The following is an 18,952-nucleotide window of genomic DNA, read 5'->3' as shown; positions in this document are numbered from 1 at the left end:
CCCGCTAAGGGGCATGGGTTAGAAGTTCAATACAACCAGGGTAGTATCCCACCGACGCCTCCTCCGAAGCTGGCGCTCCGGGATCTCTGGCTCCTACCTATCCTGTACAAGTTGTACCAAAATTCAATATCAGGCTACAGTAAAGCTCCACGGGGTCTTTCCGTCCTGTCGCGGGTAACCTGCATCTTCACAGGTACTATAATTTCACCGAGTCTCTCGTTGAGACAGTGCCCAGATCGTTACGCCTTTCGTGCGGGTCGGAACTTACCCGACAAGGAATTTCGCTACCTTAGGACCGTTATAGTTACGGCCGCCGTTTACTGGGGCTTCAATTCACAGCTTCGCTTGCGCTAACCGCTCCTCTTAACCTTCCAGCACCGGGCAGGCGTCAGCCCCTATACGTCACCTTACGGTTTTGCAGAGACCTGTGTTTTTGCTAAACAGTCGCCTGGGCCTATTCACTGCGGCTTCTCTAGGCTATGCACCCAAAGAAGCACCCCTTCTCCCGAAGTTACGGGGTCATTTTGCCGAGTTCCTTAACGAGAGTTCTCTCGCACACCTTAGGATTCTCTCCTCGACTACCTGTGTCGGTTTGCGGTACGGGCACCTCTCACCTCGATAGAGGCTTTTCTTGGCAGTGTGAAATCAGGAACTTCGCTCTAAAGAGCTCGTCATCACAGCTCAACGTTATAGTATGCGGATTTGCCTACATACACGCCTTACTGCTTGAACACGCGCAACCAACGGCGTGCTTACCCTATCCTACTGCGTCCCCCCATTTCTCAAACGGTGAGGAGGTGGTACAGGAATATCAACCTGTTGTCCATCGCCTACGCCTATCGGCCTCGGCTTAGGTCCCGACTAACCCTGAGCGGACGAGCCTTCCTCAGGAAACCTTAGTCATACGGTGCATGGGATTCTCACCCATGTTTCGCTACTCATACCGGCATTCTCACTTCTAATCGCTCCACCAGTCCTTCCGGTCTGACTTCAACGCTATTAGAACGCTCTCCTACCACGCATACTCAAAGTATGCATCCACAGCTTCGGTGAATCGTTTAGCCCCGATACATTTTCGGCGCAGCGTCACTCGACCAGTGAGCTATTACGCACTCTTTAAATGATGGCTGCTTCTAAGCCAACATCCTGGTTGTCTAAGCAACGCCACATCCTTTTCCACTTAACGATTACTTGGGGACCTTAGCTGGTGGTCTGGGCTGTTTCCCTCTTGACTACGGATCTTATCACTCGCAGTCTGACTCCCGTGTATAAATATCCGGCATTCGGAGTTTGTCTGAATTCGGTAAAGCGAGATGCCCCCCTAGTCCAAACAGTGCTCTACCTCCGGTATTCTCAATCACGAGGCTAGCCCTAAAGCTATTTCGGAGAGAACCAGCTATCTCCAGGTTCGATTGGAATTTCTCCGCTACCCACACCTCATCCCCGCACTTTTCAACGTGCGTGGGTTCGGGCCTCCAGTGAGTGTTACCTCACCTTCACCCTGGACATGGGTAGATCACCTGGTTTCGGGTCTACGACCACGTACTAATTCGCCCTATTCAGACTCGCTTTCGCTGCGGCTCCGTCTTCTCAACTTAACCTCGCACGTAATCGTAACTCGCCGGTTCATTCTACAAAAGGCACGCTATCACCCATTAACGGGCTCTAACTACTTGTAGGCACACGGTTTCAGGATCTATTTCACTCCCCTTCCGGGGTGCTTTTCACCTTTCCCTCACGGTACTGGTTCACTATCGGTCACTAGGTAGTATTTAGCCTTGGGAGATGGTCCTCCCGGATTCCGACGGAATTTCACGTGTTCCGCCGTACTCAGGATACACTCTGGAGGGAATGAACTTTTGACTACAGGGCTTTTACCTTGTTTCGCGGACCTTTCCAAGTCGCTTCGTCTAACTCATTCTTTTGTAACTCCGTATAGAGTGTCCTACAACCCCAAAGAGCAAGCTCTTTGGTTTGGGCTCTTCCCGTTTCGCTCGCCGCTACTCAGGGAATCGAATTTTCTTTCTGTTCCTGCAGGTACTTAGATGTTTCAGTTCCCTGCGTCTGTCCTCATCACGCTATGTATTCACGTGTAGATACTATCCGATTAAAGATAGTGGGTTCCCCCATTCGGAAATCCCCGGATCAAAGCTTACTTACAGCTCCCCGAGGCATATCGGTGTTAGTGCCGTCCTTCATCGACTCCTAGTGCCAAGGCATCCACCGTGCGCCCTTATTAACTTAACCAAAAGTTAACACTTAGATAAAATCTAAGATTTAAGTTTACACGTCAATTGCTTGACTTGTTACATTTCTATAAAATAGAAATTTGTTTTATTGCTATCAATGTCGTTTTATCCAGTTTTCAAAGAACGAAATGCGGTTCAATCATACAAGATGAATTAAACCAACAAGGTTTTGAAGTATCTCATTCAATTAAGAATGAACCTTCAAAACTGAACAGCAAACGTTAATGTTTCATTCCCCAAGGGAATGATTCCGAAATAATCCTTAGAAAGGAGGTGATCCAGCCGCACCTTCCGATACGGCTACCTTGTTACGACTTCACCCCAATCATCTATCCCACCTTCGGCGGCTGGCTCCATAAAGGTTACCTCACCGACTTCGGGTGTTACAAACTCTCGTGGTGTGACGGGCGGTGTGTACAAGGCCCGGGAACGTATTCACCGCGGCATGCTGATCCGCGATTACTAGCGATTCCGGCTTCATGTAGGCGAGTTGCAGCCTACAATCCGAACTGAGAACGATTTTATCGGATTAGCTCCCCCTCGCGGGTTGGCAACCGTTTGTATCGTCCATTGTAGCACGTGTGTAGCCCAGGTCATAAGGGGCATGATGATTTGACGTCATCCCCACCTTCCTCCGGTTTATCACCGGCAGTCTCCTTAGAGTGCCCAACTGAATGATGGCAACTAAGAATAAGGGTTGCGCTCGTTGCGGGACTTAACCCAACATCTCACGACACGAGCTGACGACAACCATGCACCACCTGTCACCGTTGCCCCCGAAGGGGAAACTATGTCTCCATAGTGGTCACCGGGATGTCAAGACCTGGTAAGGTTCTTCGCGTTGCTTCGAATTAAACCACATGCTCCACCGCTTGTGCGGGCCCCCGTCAATTCCTTTGAGTTTCAGTCTTGCGACCGTACTCCCCAGGCGGAGTGCTTAATGCGTTAGCTGCAGCACTGAGGGGCGGAAACCCCCCAACACTTAGCACTCATCGTTTACGGCGTGGACTACCAGGGTATCTAATCCTGTTTGCTCCCCACGCTTTCGCGCCTCAGTGTCAGTTACAGACCAGACAGTCGCCTTCGCCACTGGTGTTCCTCCAAATCTCTACGCATTTCACCGCTACACTTGGAATTCCACTATCCTCTTCTGCACTCAAGTTCCCCAGTTTCCAATGACCCTCCCCGGTTGAGCCGGGGGCTTTCACATCAGACTTAAGGAACCACCTGCGCGCGCTTTACGCCCAATAATTCCGGACAACGCTTGCCACCTACGTATTACCGCGGCTGCTGGCACGTAGTTAGCCGTGGCTTTCTAACAAGGTACCGTCAAGGTAGCGCCAGTTACTACGCTACTTGTTCTTCCCTTGCAACAGAGTTTTACGAACCGAAATCCTTCTTCACTCACGCGGCGTTGCTCCATCAGACTTTCGTCCATTGTGGAAGATTCCCTACTGCTGCCTCCCGTAGGAGTCTGGGCCGTGTCTCAGTCCCAGTGTGGCCGATCACCCTCTCAGGTCGGCTACGCATCGTTGCCTTGGTGAGCCGTTACCTCACCAACTAGCTAATGCGCCGCGGGTCCATCTTATAGTGACAGCCGAAACCGTCTTTCAACTTTCAAACATGTGTTTAAAAGTATTATTCGGTATTAGCCCCGGTTTCCCGGAGTTATCCCAATCTATAAGGTAGGTTACCCACGTGTTACTCACCCGTCCGCCGCTAAATCAGAGAGAAGCAAGCTTCTCTCATCATCCGCTCGACTTGCATGTATTAGGCACGCCGCCAGCGTTCGTCCTGAGCCAGGATCAAACTCTCCATAAAAGTAGTTTGAAAGCTCATTTGCTTTGCTAGCGATTTAACTTAATTAAAAGTTAAAATCTATTGTTTGCTTCATTTAAGAAGCTTGTTTCATTAACGTTGCTTGTTCAGTTTTCAAGGTTCATCGCGCTGTCCTTTATGACAACTCTTATATCTTACCAACTTTCTTTTCGAATGTCAATAACTTTTTTAAAAAGTTTTAAGGGACATTCAATCTTTCAAATCGGCAACTTTTATACTTTATCACTCTGAAGTTGATAAGTAAAGAAGTATTTTAAAAGTGTGTGACGCGTTTCAGCGACAAGTAATAATATATCACCTTGTAAATTATATTGCAATAGTTTTTTATAATTTATTTCATATTTTTATTTTATTAATCTCTTCCACCCACATACTTTTATAATCTTCACGCTCTCTCTACTTATATAGAAGTAAAGAGCCCTGTAATTATTACAGGGCTCTTTAAAAGATTATTTCGTTGTGTGGCGCATTGTTGGGAATAATAGTACGTCACGGATAGATGGAGAGTTTGTTAATAACATAACTAAACGATCGATACCGATACCTAAACCACCAGTTGGCGGCATACCGAATTCTAATGCTTCAATGAAGTCATTATCCATTTCGTGGGCTTCATCATTACCCGCTTCTTTTTCTGCCATTTGTGCTTCAAAGCGCTCACGTTGATCGATAGGATCGTTCAATTCCGTGAAGGCATTTGCATGTTCACGACGAACGATGAACAACTCAAAACGATCCGTAAAGCGTGGGTCTTCAGGATTTTTCTTCGCTAATGGAGAAATTTCTACTGGGTGACCTGTAACAAATGTCGGTTGAACTAATGTTTCTTCGATTTTTTGCTCGAAGAATTCATTAATAATATGCCCTACTTCGTGAGAATCTTTAATTTCTACACCGTGTTCAGCAGCATGTTTACGAGCCTCTTCGACAGTCATCGGAGCCCAGAAGTCTACACCTGTTGCTTCTTTAACTGCATCTACCATATGAACACGTTTCCAGCCAACACCTAGCTCGATTGTATCTTCGCCGTATTGTACAGACGTAGAACCTAAAACTTCCTTAGCTACGTGTGCGATAAGGTTTTCTGTTAAGTCCATAATATCATTGTAATCTGCATACGCTTCATATAATTCAATCATCGTAAATTCTGGGTTGTGACGAGTTGAAATTCCTTCGTTACGGAATACACGACCGATTTCATATACTTTTTCCAAACCACCAACAATTAAACGTTTTAAATGTAGCTCAATTGCAATACGCATATAAAGCTCCATATCTAATGCGTTGTGGTGTGTAATGAACGGACGAGCCGCTGCTCCACCAGCAATTGTGTGTAGCATTGGTGTTTCTACTTCTAAATAACCGTTGTTATCTAAGTAGTTACGGATTGCACGGATAATTTTAGAACGTAAAATGAAAGTGGCCTTTGACTCTTCATTCGTCATTAAGTCTACATAACGTTGACGGTAACGTTGTTCTACATCTGTTAACCCGTGGAATTTATCAGGTAGTGGACGTAATGCTTTTGTTAAGAACGTGAATTCCGTTGCTTTAACAGAAAGTTCTCCTACTTGTGTGCGGAATACGTTTCCTTTTACCCCTACAATATCACCAAGGTCTGCTTTATTGAATAATTCATATGCTTCTTCACCGATAGCATCTTTACGTACATAAATTTGGATTTGACCTGCTAAGTCTTGGATATGCGCAAAACCAGCTTTACCTTTACCGCGCTTAGTCATGATACGTCCTGCGATTACAACTTCGCGAGGGTTTTCTTCTAATTGTTCTTTATCAAATTGGTCATTTTCTGCAACTACTTCATTTGATAAATGTGTGCGCTCAAAACGGCTACCGAATGGGTCCATACCGTTTTCGCGAATATCAGTCATCTTCTGGCGTCTCACCAAAAGTTGGTCGTTTAATTCTTCGATATTTGACACGTATTTCACTCCTTAATGTTTTTGCGCTCCAAAACGGCACAATAGTCCATAATGTTTCTATTGTACAGTATTTCGTTTTGTGATTCACCTGTTTCGAATTAAATAGAAATATTTAATAATTCTGTTAAGTGAATGGCGGTATCTAGATAGAGAGATACCGTAATGTCATTCCAAAGCTAGTCACCTGAGAAGAGTAACACTAGAACAGATTACATAGTACTTACTTATAAAAAAGAAAGGCTATGTTAAAAGTCCATTCACTTTTAACATAGCCTCACCTATTGATAGTATTACGGATCTCGGACTTAAGCTAACACTAACTCATCTTCATCACGTTCTTCTACAACATTATTCAGAAGTGCACGCAGCTCTTGCTCAGTCTCCGCTAAATTAATAGCGTTACGGATTTTTCCGTTACCGCGAATTCCTTTTAAATACCAAGAAGCATGTTTTCGCATTTCACGAACAGCAACTTTTTCACCTTTTAATGCTTTAAGTCGTTCAAAGTGCAACAGACATACATCCATTTTCTCACGCACAGACGGTTCTGGCATTAATTCACCCGATTCTAAATATTTTACCGTTTGGTACATCATCCATGGATTTCCTAATGCCGCGCGACCAATCATGACTGCATCGGCTTTCGTATGCTCCAGAATCCGTTTTGCATCCGCTGGTGTTTCCACGTCACCGTTAGCAATGAATGGGATATTAATATTTTTCTTCACTTCTGCCAAGACGTCCCAGTTTGCCTTACCTTCATACATTTGAACACGAGTCCGTCCATGCATTGCAATTGCTGCTGCTCCTGCACGTTCTGCTGCTTGTGCATTTTCTACAGCAAATACACGTTCATCGTCCCAACCAATACGCATTTTCACTGAAACCGGCTTATCAACTGCATCTACTACAGCCGAAACCATTTCGTAAATTTTATTCGGATCTAGAAGCCATTTCGCACCAGCTTCACATTTAATAATTTTATTAACAGGACAACCCATATTAATGTCGATAATATCCGCTGTTGTATTTTTATCTACGAATTTTGCCGCCTCTACTAAATTTTCTTTGTCTCCACCGAAAATTTGTAGGGTCATTGGATTTTCACGTTCATCAATATAAAGCATATCCAACGTTTTTTTATTGCGAATATTTAATGCTTTGTCACTAATCATTTCCGCATATACTAAACCTGCACCAAACTCTTTCACCGTTAAACGGAAAGCCGAGTTACAAATCCCTGCCATAGGGGCTAGTACGACACGGTTATCCATTATAATATCACCAATTTGGAAAGGTTTTTGGTCATTATTTGACACCTTTAGTTACCTCCACACTAGGTTACTCACCTTTTAATTCTTGAACATCTATTTGTAATACATCCGCAATTTTTTGGAACTGTTCTTCAGAGGGAATTTTTTCGCCTCGTTCAATACGCCCCAAAATCGTAACAGATATACTAATCTGTTTTGCAAATTCGGTTTGCTGAATACGTTTTAGCTTTCGAAAGGCACGAATTCTTCGACCGTAGCGATTTTCTTCCACAACTTGACGCCCTCTTTCTCTATGTCGAGTGCTAGTAGTGCTTTTTGCACAGATACAAGCATACCACATTTTTGCGTCATAATCTCTTCAAGAGGCACTAATACAAACGCACGTTCGAACATGCGAGGGTGTGGGACAACTAAATTTTCTGTTTCATATTTTTCGTTATTGTATAACAAAATATCGAGATCTATAATGCGGGGACCCCACCGGAATTCGCGTACACGCCCTAAATCATTTTCGATCTTTTGACATTGTGCAAGCAGCTCAAAAGCATTTAGGCTTGTTTCAACGGCGACCGCAATATTTAAAAAATCTGCCTGTTCCGTAAATCCGACCGCTGCTGTCTCATAGATTGAAGAAATGGCTGTAACTGTTATTTCCTTATGTGAAAGGAGCAGCTTTACTGCGTCTTGCAAGTTTTGCTCACGTTCCCCGATATTTGTTCCAATGGATAAATAGGCTGTTGTCATATAAATTGTCCTCGAACAATTTCCACTGCGACTTCTTTATAATGACCTGGAATTGGCGGGTCAGGCTTAATCACTTCCACACGGCAACCGAAAATTTGCCCTTCGTATTGGGTTAAAATGCGAGTAGCAATCGTTTCCGCAACCGCCTCAATTAATTTATACGGCTTGCCTTCCAATACTTCTTTACATATATCATAAACTCCTACATAGCTTACAGTGTCATCAAGCTCATCTGTTTTACCGGCACGCTTCATATCAACAGCAAGCGATACATTCGCACGAAAGCGTTGACCTAACACGTTTTCTTCCGGCAACACACCATGATAACCAAAAAATTGCATCTCTCTTAAATGAATATAATCCATTACAATCTCCTTAATGTCTCGGTGCTAATTCACCTTGTACTTCAAACTTTCCAACAAGCGCATCCATCATTTTAACAGTCCGCGCCACTTCTTTTACATCATGCACCCGCATAATATGACAACCCTTCTGTACACCGAATGCACAAGTTGCAGCTGTTCCTTCTACACGTTCGTCAACAGGTAAATCCAATACCGAGCCGATCATACGCTTTCGAGAAGTCGCCAATAACACGGGATATCCCAATGCAACAAGCTCATCTAAACGCTGCATTGTCTCGATACTTTCACTTAAGCTTTTCACAAACCCTATACCTGGATCAAGAAAAATATGTTCATCGCGAACACCGGCTTCTTTGGCAATTTCAATACTTTCATGCATATCTGCCATATAATCATTGAAAAAGTTATTATACTGATTATTTTCTCTATTATGCATTAAAATAATCGGTACATTTAGCTCTGCCGCCACTTTGGCCATTTCTGGGTCTGCTTTTGCTCCCCAAATATCATTAATAATATGGGCACCTGCTTCAATTGCGGCACGTGCAACGTTCGATTTATACGTATCAATTGAAATAATTGCTTGTACTTCTTTTAACAGCGCCTGGATTACTGGGACAACACGCGCAATTTCCTCTTCATCTGATATTCGTGTATAGCCGGGACGTGTGGATTCTCCACCAACATCAATAATTTTCGCACCATCTGCTACCATCTTTTTCGCTTGCGCAACTGCTTTTTCAATCGAATTAAACTTTCCGCCATCCGAAAAAGAGTCTGGTGTCACATTTAAAATTCCCATAACGAATGTTTCTTTATTAAAATCCAATTCAATTCCATTTAGTGTAAGTGTTTTATAATTTTCTAACATGACTTTCTCCTAAGTGCATAACAATTTTTTGTAAATAAGCCGTATGAAGCTTTTTATAAAGCCTACCTTCACTTCCAGCAAAACGAATCTTTCCAATATGTGAAATTGGTACAAGCTCCTGCACCGCTGTCGTAACAAAACATTCGTCCGCCTGCTCTAATTCCCATGTCATAAAACTACCTTCTCTTACCGGAATTGCGAGCTCTTTAGCAAGGCGGATAACAATTGCTCGTGTAATGCCTGGCAAAATACCCAACCTTGTGGAAGGCGTATACAGTATATCATCTTTAATCCAGAATATATTCGATGTAATGCCCTCTGCTACTACCCCGTTTTTATCGGTAAAAAATCCTTCTTGGTTGGCTAGACTAGATAATTCTAGACGCGCACGGACATTATTACCGTAATGATGACTTTTATAGCGTGTTTGTTGTTCAGGAGAATTACGCGCAGTTTTCACCCAAACTGCCTCTTTTTCAGTCCCGCGCACCATTTTAGGCAGCTCTTTACGGAATAGAATGATTGTCGGCTCCGTATATTCGGACGGAGCAAGACCAATTGGATGTACACCTGCTGATACATTTAAGCGAAAATACCCTTCTTTACCGTCCTGTGCATTGAGCTTTTCGATTACTTCCTCTATATCTTGAATAGTATATGGAAAATGAATACGGTATTCTTTCAATGCTTCTATTAAGCGATTGAAATGTTCTTGTAAGTACACAGCTTTCCCCTCATATGTACGAAACGTCTCGAAAAATCCAAGGCCATACAAAAACCCATGATCAAAAGGGGAGATTTTCAACTCATGTTCATCGATATACTGTCCATTCATCCAACAAAGCATTGATCTCCACTCCTCTTAACAATATGTTTCGATAAATGTGCGTAAAAGTTGTTTACCATCTTCAGTCATAATGGATTCCGGATGATATTGAACCCCTTCAATTGGATACGTTTTATGACGTAGCCCCATTATTTCGCCTTCTTCTGTCCAAGCTGTCACTTCTAAACAATCCGGTAAAGTTGTCGGTTCCACTATTAAAGAATGATAGCGTGTCGCAGAAAATGGATTGGCATTTTTTCTATGTAGACCGATGCCTTTATGATGTACAGGAGATGTTTTCCCGTGCATCAGCCGCTCTGCCCGCACAACATCTCCACCAAAAACCTGTGCAATCGCTTGGTGGCCTAAGCACACCCCTAAAATCGGAAGCTTTCCAGCAAAATGCTCAATAATATGAAGACTTTGTCCGGCTTCATTTGGTGTACATGGCCCTGGTGAGATGACGAGCATCATCGGTTGAAACGCTTCAATGTCTTCTATCGTTATTTCATCATTACGCTTTACTACTAACTCGTGACCGAACTCCCCAAAATATTGCACTAAGTTATACGTAAACGAATCATAATTATCAATCATTAAAATCATTTGCTCACCTCTTCTGCCATTGCCTTTGCTTGCCACATTGCTTTTGCTTTATTCATCGATTCGATAAATTCGTTTTCTGGAATCGAGTCGATTACAATTCCCGCCCCTGCTTGTATGTACACAATTCCATCTTGTATATACGCTGTACGAATCACAATATTTAATTCTAAATCACCTGTATAGCCAATCCAGCCAATTGACCCTGTATAAAGACCACGGCGAATAGGCTCAAGCTCTTCAATAATTTCCATCGTTCGAATTTTAGGTGCACCCGTTATCGTACCACCCGGGAACATTGCACGAATGACATCTGCATTCGTTTTCCCTTCCGCAATTTCTCCACGTACATTCGATACAATATGCATTACATGGGAGTAATGCTCGATCACCATAAATTCATTAACTTCCACCGTTCCATACTTACTTACCCGCCCTAGATCATTACGTTCTAAATCGACAAGCATCACATGTTCGGCGCGTTCTTTTTCATGTTGAATCAATTCGTTAGCCAACGCCAAATCCTGTTCTTTCGATTCTCCGCGCGGCCGCGTCCCTGCAATTGGTCTTGTTGATAATTCATTGCCTTTACGTTTCACAAGCAATTCAGGCGAACCACTTACAATCGTAAAATGTTCACTTTCAATATACGCCATATACGGAGAAGGGTTAAATGAACGAACCGCCTCATACATTGTGATCGGTGCAGCAGAAAGTTTTTTTGCCTGACGCACAGACAAATTCACTTGGAATACGTCACCCTGACCAATATAATGTTGAATTTTACGCACAGCCGCTTCAAAAGCTTCTCCCTTAAATGACACTTGTAATTCCATTTCATCTTGCTGGATGTTTTTTGCTGTTTCCTGATTAAAATGGCGCTTTTCTAATCCAACTACGGCTTTTTCCTGCCAATTTGTCTGCCATGCCTGTAGATCTATTTCACATGTAGAAAACTTCATAAGTGTTACTTCATTGGTTTTTACGTTATGTACAGCCCAATGATCAAATAAATAAAAATAAATGTCTGGTATTTGTAGATCATCTTCTGCCTCAAGTGGAAGTACCTCAATCGTACGAGCGTAGTCATAGGAAATAAACCCAATTGCGCCACCTTGGAAATCTGGCAATTGCGAATTCACTTCAAGCTTGTATTCAGAAATTACTTGTTCTAATTCGGCTAGTGCTTCCCCTGTCTTCAACTCAATATTTCCATTTGCCCAAGTCAGTTCAAGTCCTTGTTCTACAGATTTGGCACTAGCAATTGGATGCCATGCTGCAATTGAATAATGCCCTCCACGTCCACTTTCTAAAAATACACGTTGCTTTTCGGCCATTGACTGCTCTTGAAAACTATAGAAAAATTCATCTTTAGTCATTTGAAATGTATGATATTCTAGTTGTTGCATCTATTTACACCCGCTTTATTCTTTTCCTTAATTAAACTCGAAAACACTCTAAAAATCCAATTTTATCTTAGAGTAAACTAAGAAAAAGCTATTTTACGAGTGTTAACCCATAAAATAGCTTTAGAGAATGACTTGTTGGTTTTAATTAGTCTTCAAATTGATATAAAGGTGTTGATAAATAGCGCTCACCATTTGAAGGGATGATTGCCAATACGTTTTTGCCTTTACCTAAACGTTTTGCTGTTTCGATAGCTGCATAAATAGCTGCACCTGAAGAAATACCCGCTAAAATACCTTCTTCACGCGCTACTTTACGTGCATTTTCAAATGCAATTTCATTTTCTACCGGGAATACAGAATCATATATCTCTGTATTTAATACGTCCGGAACGAAACCTGCACCAATACCTTGAATTTTATGTGGTCCAGGGTTACCACCTGAAAGAACTGGTGAATCTTTAGGCTCAACAGCAATAATTTCGATATCTGGGAATTTATTTTTCAATACTTCGCCTGCACCCGTAATTGTACCACCAGTACCTACACCAGCGACAAAGGCATCCAGCTTTAAGCCCTCTTGCTCAAATGCTTCTGCAATTTCAGGACCTGTTGTTAAACGGTGAATTTCTGCGTTAGCTTCGTTTTTAAATTGTTGTGGCAAGAAGTAGCCTTCTGATTTTGATAACTCCTCCGCCTTTGCAATTGCACCTTTCATTCCTTCTGGACCAGGTGTTAATACTAGATCAGCTCCATATGCACGTAACAGGTTACGACGCTCTAAAGACATTGTCTCTGGCATTACTAAAATTGACTTATAACCTTTCGCTGCTGCAATCATCGCTAAACCAATACCTGTATTACCTGAAGTTGGTTCAATAATTGTACCACCTGGCTTTAAAGAGCCATCCTTTTCAGCTGCTTCAATCATCGCTAAAGCTAAACGATCTTTTACGGAAGAACCCGGGTTAAAGTATTCCAATTTTACATATACCGTTCCGTCATTTTCACCTGTAGCATTATTTAACTTTACGATTGGTGTACGTCCTACTAAATCTGCCACCGAATTTGCTAATTTACTCATCTAATCCATCCCTCTCTCAATCCCTACAAAGTCAATAGGTTTTACTTAATCGTATCTTATCAATTTTTTATACTACTTGTCAATTGCTTGGATCGTAATTTTTGGAAAATTTCTGACTATTTTACTGAATTTTTCATTTAGTTTAAAAATGGCTGTATTAGAAGCAACGCATACTAATACAACCATTTATTATGTTTTATTTTATTTTTTCGATTCTCCATAAATCCAAGTAGCATTAAACTCTTTCCAGAAGGTTTCTGGTGTAATCGAAGGTGGCAGTTGTTCCAATGCTAGCTGACGCTTCACATGTCCTGTCACCTGATCAAAGCTAAAGGACTGTCCTTCCATCTTTTCTGTAACCATAGCAATCGCATATCGGCCATCACTTAACACAAAAGGCTTAGAAGTCTCTTTCTCCTTGAGTTGCTCCACTTCTTGTAAAACGGCTGGATCGAGTGTCGTTTGACTAGATGTAATAAAGCCAATATCGCCGCCTAAACTAGCCGAGGCTGCATCCACTGAATGCTCACGTGCTAAAACCGTAAAATCAGAGCCACTTTTCAGCTCTTTTTCCACTCGCTCCACATCTTCCTTAGAGTTCACGATAATCATACTTGTTCGATAGGTCGTCGGAATATTATAGAGTGATTTGTTTTCGTCGTAATACTTTTTTGCCTCTTCCTCTTCTACAACAACATCATTTGTTAATACTTTATCTAAGATGAGCTGAGCACGCACTTTTTGGCGGAGTTGCTCTGGGGAGAGGCTATGTAGAGTTGTATCATTTGAATCTTGTGCCGAACGCAATAAAGCAATTTCTAAATCGATTTCTTCGTCTTTAACATCAATTTTATATTTTTTAGCGGCCTTTTCCATCACCGCTTCATTCACTAAACCTTGTAAAGTTTCTTTTCCATAACGATTTTCCATCGCGGATAACCATTGTTGGCTTGTAATGGGCTCTCCGTCAACGGCAGCAATTTCCTCGCTGCCGTCTTGAGATGCTGGGGATGTTGTATCATCCGAAGGGAGTAGCCATAATACTAGCCAAAATAAATTTCCGATTAACAAAATAAGCAGTAAAAGTAGCGTTGGTTTTGTTTTTAAGCGTCGTTGTGTGTACGGTAAATTATTTGGTGTATTTTGTGGTGGTTGGTGTAAATTACGATTACGATTGGATTTCATTCACAAAGCCTTCAAGTTCATTTTTGTCGAAATGATATTTCTCTAAACAGAAATGACATTGCGCTTCTGCTCCACCATCTTCGTCAATCATTTCTTGAATCTCACCGACACCTAGACTGATAATTGCCGCACCAAAACGCTCTTTTGAACATTGACATTGAAACTGCACAGGCATTGATGTAAGAATTTGAACATTCCCTTCACCTAATACCGCATCTAAAATTTGTTCAGGTGAATAGCCTTTTTCAATCATTTTTGATACAGGCTCAATGGATGACAAACGTCTTTCAATCTCTTCGATTGTTTCCTCATTACAGCCTGGCATTAATTGAATGATAAAGCCACCTGCAGCTAAAATTGTATTATCCGGATTTACTAATACGCCTAAACCTACTGATGAAGGTACCTGTTCAGATGAAGCGAAGTAGTATGTGAAGTCTTCAGCGATTTCGCCGGAAACAATTGGTGTCTGACCTGAGAACATATCGCGTAAACCTAAATCTTTTACGACTGTTAGTGCACCTTCTGTACCGACACCTGCACGAACATCTAGTTTCCCATGTTCATTTAATTCAAAATGAACATGCGGATTCGTAACAAAGCCTCGCACATCTCCTTTAGCATCTGCATCAATTACCATTGGACCAATTGGACCGTTACCTTCGATTTTTATCGTAACTTTATCGTCACCTTTTAACATCGCCCCCATCATTACTGATGCTGTCATCGAACGACCTAAAGCAGCAGATACGATTGGCCATGTATTGTGGCGACGTTGTGCTTCTCCTACAGTCTCTGTTGTATTTGTTGCAAATGCACGAACCTGTCCGTCAAAAGCAATTGCTCTTACTAAGTAGTCTTTCATGTTGAAATTCCTCTTTTCTACTGATTTCTTTTATAAATAATCGCTAATCCCTTTAAGGTAAGGAATGAATCGACAATATCAATCATTTGTGTTTCATCGGCAATTAGTTTTGCTAGTCCACCTGTGGCAATAACCATTGGCTCCTCTTTACTTTGAGCCTTCATACGACCTACAATGCCCTCCACTTGTCCGATAAAACCGTAAAAAACACCTGCTTGCATTGCGGCAATCGTATTCTTCCCAACAACCTGCGATGCTCGGGCAATTTCAAAGCGGGGCAATTTTGCTGCCCGTACATTTAGCGCTTCTACAGAAATCGCAATTCCGGGTGCAATGGCGCCTCCTAAATAATCCCCACGTTCATTTATAAAGCAGTACGTAATAGCTGTCCCAAAATCGATAATAATTAATGGTCTGCCACCATATTGCTCTAAAGCGGCGACAGCATTAACAATACGGTCAGCCCCCACTTCACGTGGATTTTCATACTTTATATTCAAGCCGGTTTTTACACCTGGTCCAACAATTAAAGGCTGGGTATGAAAATATTTTTTGCACATTAATTCAAGTGCAAACATTATAGGCGGCACAACTGAGGATATAATAATCCCCTTTATTTGTTCAAATGAAATGCCTTCATGAGCAAAAAACGCCTTAAATTGTATCGCATATTCATCTTCTGTCTTCCGTATATTTGTTTCTGTCCGCCAATGATGTATGAGTTTATCATGATGATAAATACCTAAAGTAATATTGGAGTTTCCTGCATTCATTACTAAAATCAAAAGCGACACCTACTTTTCATGTTCTGAAAAAAATCATACCATATTTGGTCATTCACTTTACAGTATTCCGTTTTTTCCTTTATCAGTTGAATAATAAAAAATCGAATGAAAAAACTGACTATCTCCTTTTCCTAGGAAATAGTCAGTTTACTTATATTACTTTGGACGGTCTTCATCAATACCTTGTGGGCGATCATCCGACACATCTTTCGGTAAATCTTCTACAGTTGGAGGCGTCTTTTCACCTTGTACCTCTTCATTAATTGAAGCATTGCCTGCCGTTTCAATTGTTGGCGTTACTTCTTTTTCTGTTTGAGGCTCTGATTCTACTACCTCTTCTTCAGGAGGCAGTACACCATGGTCACGTAAATGTTCGATTTGCTGTGCATTTAACGTTTCAATGTTAATTAACGTATTTGCAATTAAATCAAGCAAGTCACGACGCTCTGTTAAAATACGTTTTGTACGAGCATATTGCTCATCGACAATACGTTGAACTTCTTTATCAATTTCATATGCTACTGTATCTGAGTAGTTTTGGTCTGAGCCGAAATCACGTCCTAAGAACGGATTACCACCTTGGTTTGAGCCATACTGAACAGCACCTAAACTATTGCTCATACCATACTCTGTTACCATCGCACGTGCAATGCTCGTTACTTTTTGGAAGTCATTATGTGCACCTGTTGATACTTCACCAAGTACGATTTCTTCCGCAACACGTCCACCTAAAAGGCCAGCGATACGGTCAAGTAACTCTTGCTTTGTCGTAAAGAAGCGCTCTTCTTTTGGTAACATAATCGCATAACCACCCGCTTGACCGCGTGGAACAATTGTTACTTTATGAACAGTATCTGCTTCATCTAATTCTAACCCAACAACAACGTGACCCGCTTCATGGAAGGCAACAAGCTTTTTCTCTTTTGGAGAATAAACGCGGCTCGCTTTTGCCGGACCAGCGATAACGCGGTCCGATGCTTCATCAATATCAGCCATCGTGATTGTTTTTCTGTTTTTACGAGCTGCAACTAGGGCACCTTCGTTTAATAAGTTTTCTAAATCAGCACCTGAGAATCCTGGTGTACGCTGTGCAACGGCCGCTAAATCAACTGTATCCGCTAATGGCTTATTGCGTGCATGTACTTTTAGAATTGCTTCACGGCCTTTTACGTCTGGGTGACCAACCGTAATTTGACGGTCAAAACGACCAGGACGTAATAATGCTTTATCTAGGATGTCTGGGCGGTTTGTCGCAGCGATAATAATAATCCCTTCGTTTGCACCGAAACCATCCATTTCAACTAATAATTGGTTTAATGTTTGTTCACGCTCATCGTGACCGCCACCAAGACCCGCACCACGTTGACGACCTACTGCATCAATCTCATCAATGAAAATGATACATGGTGCATTTTTCTTCGCGTTTTCGAACAAGTCACGAACACGAGATGCACCGACACCGACGAACATTTCCACGAAGTCAGAACCTGAAATCGAGAAGAATGGTACACCTGCTTCACCTGCTACCGCACGTGCAAGTAATGTTTTACCAGTACCTGGAGGACCTACAAGTAGAATCCCTTTAGGAATACGTGCACCGATATCAGTAAATTTACGGTGATCTTTTAGGAAGTCGACTACTTCGACAAGCTCTTGCTTCTCTTCATCGGCACCTGCTACGTCGTTGAAGCGAACTTTTTTCTTTTGGTCATCATAAAGCTTAGCTTTTGATTTACCAAAGTTCATCACCTTATTACCGCCACCTTGAGATTGGCTTAATAAGAAGAAGAATAAAATGATAATGATAACAAATGGAATAATGCTCGTAAGGAATGTTACGAACCCGCTTGTTTGCGGTTGTTCTAAAATTTCCACTCCTGGATATTCACCGTTTGCAACTTGATCTTGCATCTGCATAATACGGTCTACAGAAGTTTGGTCATTTTGTAAAACGTTTACTGTGAAAGTCTCGCCTTCTTCAGCACCGTTCATTTGACCTACGATTTTGTACACGCCTCGCTCAGGCTGTATTGTAATAGAGGCAACCTCATTACTTTCTAAAGCCTCAAAAAATGCGTGATAATCAAGATTTTCAGTTGTCTGTTTTCCACCATTAAATGTTCCAAAAATCCCGATAATTACGAGAAAAATTAGTAAATAAAATATGGTGTATCGAAATATTCGATTCATCCCCAGCCTCCTCACAACGTTACAGAAAAACTATAAGTAAAATCTTAACATACGTTGAAATTTTCATACAACGAAAAGCACTCTAATTTTAAATGTTCAAACGAATTATGACAAAACCCGCTCTTTTTATCGATTATGCCAATGAAAAACAGCATTTGTATCGACTTTAATCCCAATTAAAATGAATAAACTTCACGTTTTAAAATTCCGATATATGGCAAGTTACGATATTTTTCCGCATAATCTAAACCGTAACCAACTACAAATCCGTCTGGAACTTCGAAGCCAACAACATCTGCTTCTAAATTTACTTTGCGCCCAGATGGCTTATCTAGCAATGTAACAATTTTTATTGATTTTGCTTTACGGTACTTAAATAAATCGACTAAATAGCTCAAAGTTAAACCGCTGTCGATGATGTCTTCAATAATAATGACATCGCGGCCTTCTACACTCGTATTTAAGTCTTTTACAATTTTTACTTCCCCTGATGATACTGTTGCATTACCGTATGAAGTAACGTCCATAAAATCCAACTCAACATACGAATCAAAACGCTTCATTAAATCTGTCATAAAAGGCATAGCACCTTTTAATACACCAACTGCCAATGGGAAAAGTTCTTTATATTCCTCTGTCAGTTCTGCACCAAGTTCTTTAATACGCTCTTGGATTTGTTCTTCTGTAATCATAATTTTTTCAATATCATTTTGAATCATGAGT

General features: G+C 41.6%; 15 protein-coding genes and 2 rRNA genes (1 of these 17 running past the window's edge). All 17 read right to left on the bottom strand.

The window, feature by feature from the left end:
• Positions 1-2,247 (bottom strand): 23S ribosomal RNA (locus MKY13_RS00525) (it extends 682 nt beyond the left edge of the window).
• A 268-nt stretch (positions 2,248-2,515) separates the two neighbouring features.
• A 16S ribosomal RNA gene (locus tag MKY13_RS00520) occupies positions 2,516-4,070 on the bottom strand.
• Together the 16S and 23S rRNA genes form the textbook arrangement of a ribosomal RNA operon.
• Before the next feature lie 467 nt (positions 4,071-4,537).
• Positions 4,538-6,040: a lysine--tRNA ligase gene (gene lysS / locus MKY13_RS00515; RefSeq protein ID WP_191701696.1), complete on the bottom strand. Its 1,503-nt coding sequence runs from the start codon at positions 6,038-6,040 to the stop codon at positions 4,538-4,540.
• Positions 6,041-6,336: 296 nt separating this feature from the next.
• Complete coding sequence (gene dusB / locus MKY13_RS00510) at positions 6,337-7,350, bottom strand: tRNA dihydrouridine synthase DusB (RefSeq protein WP_191701697.1); 1,014 nt, start codon at positions 7,348-7,350, stop codon at positions 6,337-6,339.
• Between the two features lie 22 nt (positions 7,351-7,372).
• A complete protein-coding gene (locus MKY13_RS00505; protein WP_191701698.1) occupies positions 7,373-7,576 on the bottom strand; it encodes a helix-turn-helix transcriptional regulator in 204 nt (67 codons plus the stop codon).
• Positions 7,528-8,049 carry a 2-amino-4-hydroxy-6-hydroxymethyldihydropteridine diphosphokinase gene (folK, locus tag MKY13_RS00500; protein ID WP_191701699.1) on the bottom strand — a complete coding sequence of 174 codons (522 nt, stop codon included), beginning with the start codon at positions 8,047-8,049 and terminating at the stop codon, positions 7,528-7,530. Before folK ends, MKY13_RS00505 begins: the two co-directional genes overlap by 49 nt.
• Complete coding sequence (gene folB, locus MKY13_RS00495) at positions 8,046-8,414, bottom strand: dihydroneopterin aldolase (RefSeq protein ID WP_191701700.1); 369 nt, start codon at positions 8,412-8,414, stop codon at positions 8,046-8,048. Before folB ends, folK begins: the two co-directional genes overlap by 4 nt.
• A 10-nt stretch (positions 8,415-8,424) precedes the next feature.
• A complete protein-coding gene (gene folP, locus MKY13_RS00490; RefSeq protein WP_191701701.1) occupies positions 8,425-9,285 on the bottom strand; it encodes a dihydropteroate synthase in 861 nt (286 codons plus the stop codon).
• Positions 9,269-10,132, bottom strand: coding sequence for an aminodeoxychorismate lyase (pabC, locus tag MKY13_RS00485; protein ID WP_339214679.1), 864 nt, complete (start codon positions 10,130-10,132; stop codon positions 9,269-9,271). The genes folP and pabC overlap by 17 nt, the downstream gene beginning before the upstream one ends.
• Before the next feature lie 15 nt (positions 10,133-10,147).
• Positions 10,148-10,717 (bottom strand): aminodeoxychorismate/anthranilate synthase component II, encoded by a 570-nt coding sequence (pabA, locus tag MKY13_RS00480; RefSeq protein ID WP_339214677.1) that lies wholly within the window; start codon positions 10,715-10,717, stop codon positions 10,148-10,150.
• The gene (locus MKY13_RS00475; RefSeq protein WP_339214675.1) at positions 10,714-12,123 is read right to left on the bottom strand and encodes an anthranilate synthase component I family protein; all 1,410 of its coding nucleotides are present in this window, start codon (positions 12,121-12,123) and stop codon (positions 10,714-10,716) included. The genes pabA and MKY13_RS00475 overlap by 4 nt, the downstream gene beginning before the upstream one ends.
• Before the next feature lie 145 nt (positions 12,124-12,268).
• Positions 12,269-13,204 carry a cysteine synthase A gene (gene cysK / locus MKY13_RS00470; RefSeq protein ID WP_339214673.1) on the bottom strand — a complete coding sequence of 312 codons (936 nt, stop codon included), beginning with the start codon at positions 13,202-13,204 and terminating at the stop codon, positions 12,269-12,271.
• 201 nt (positions 13,205-13,405) lie between these two features.
• The gene (locus tag MKY13_RS00465; protein ID WP_339214671.1) at positions 13,406-14,389 is read right to left on the bottom strand and encodes a peptidyl-prolyl cis-trans isomerase; all 984 of its coding nucleotides are present in this window, start codon (positions 14,387-14,389) and stop codon (positions 13,406-13,408) included.
• Positions 14,373-15,254, bottom strand: coding sequence for an Hsp33 family molecular chaperone HslO (gene hslO / locus MKY13_RS00460; protein WP_191701707.1), 882 nt, complete (start codon positions 15,252-15,254; stop codon positions 14,373-14,375). The genes MKY13_RS00465 and hslO overlap by 17 nt, the downstream gene beginning before the upstream one ends.
• Positions 15,255-15,271: 17 nt before the next feature.
• Positions 15,272-16,039, bottom strand: coding sequence for a type III pantothenate kinase (locus MKY13_RS00455; RefSeq protein WP_191701708.1), 768 nt, complete (start codon positions 16,037-16,039; stop codon positions 15,272-15,274).
• A gap of 156 nt (positions 16,040-16,195) precedes the next feature.
• A complete protein-coding gene (gene ftsH, locus MKY13_RS00450) occupies positions 16,196-18,229 on the bottom strand; it encodes an ATP-dependent zinc metalloprotease FtsH (RefSeq protein WP_191701709.1) in 2,034 nt (677 codons plus the stop codon).
• A 176-nt stretch (positions 18,230-18,405) separates the two neighbouring features.
• The gene (hpt, locus tag MKY13_RS00445) at positions 18,406-18,948 is read right to left on the bottom strand and encodes a hypoxanthine phosphoribosyltransferase (protein ID WP_191701710.1); all 543 of its coding nucleotides are present in this window, start codon (positions 18,946-18,948) and stop codon (positions 18,406-18,408) included.
• Positions 18,949-18,952: the final 4 nt, after the last annotated feature.

Origin of the sequence: Solibacillus sp. FSL W8-0372, assembly GCF_037969735.1 — a bacterium.
Classification (GTDB): domain Bacteria; phylum Bacillota; class Bacilli; order Bacillales_A; family Planococcaceae; genus Solibacillus; species Solibacillus faecavium.
Note: the sequence above shows the minus strand (reverse complement) of the source record. Positions and strands in the feature narration are given on the sequence as shown.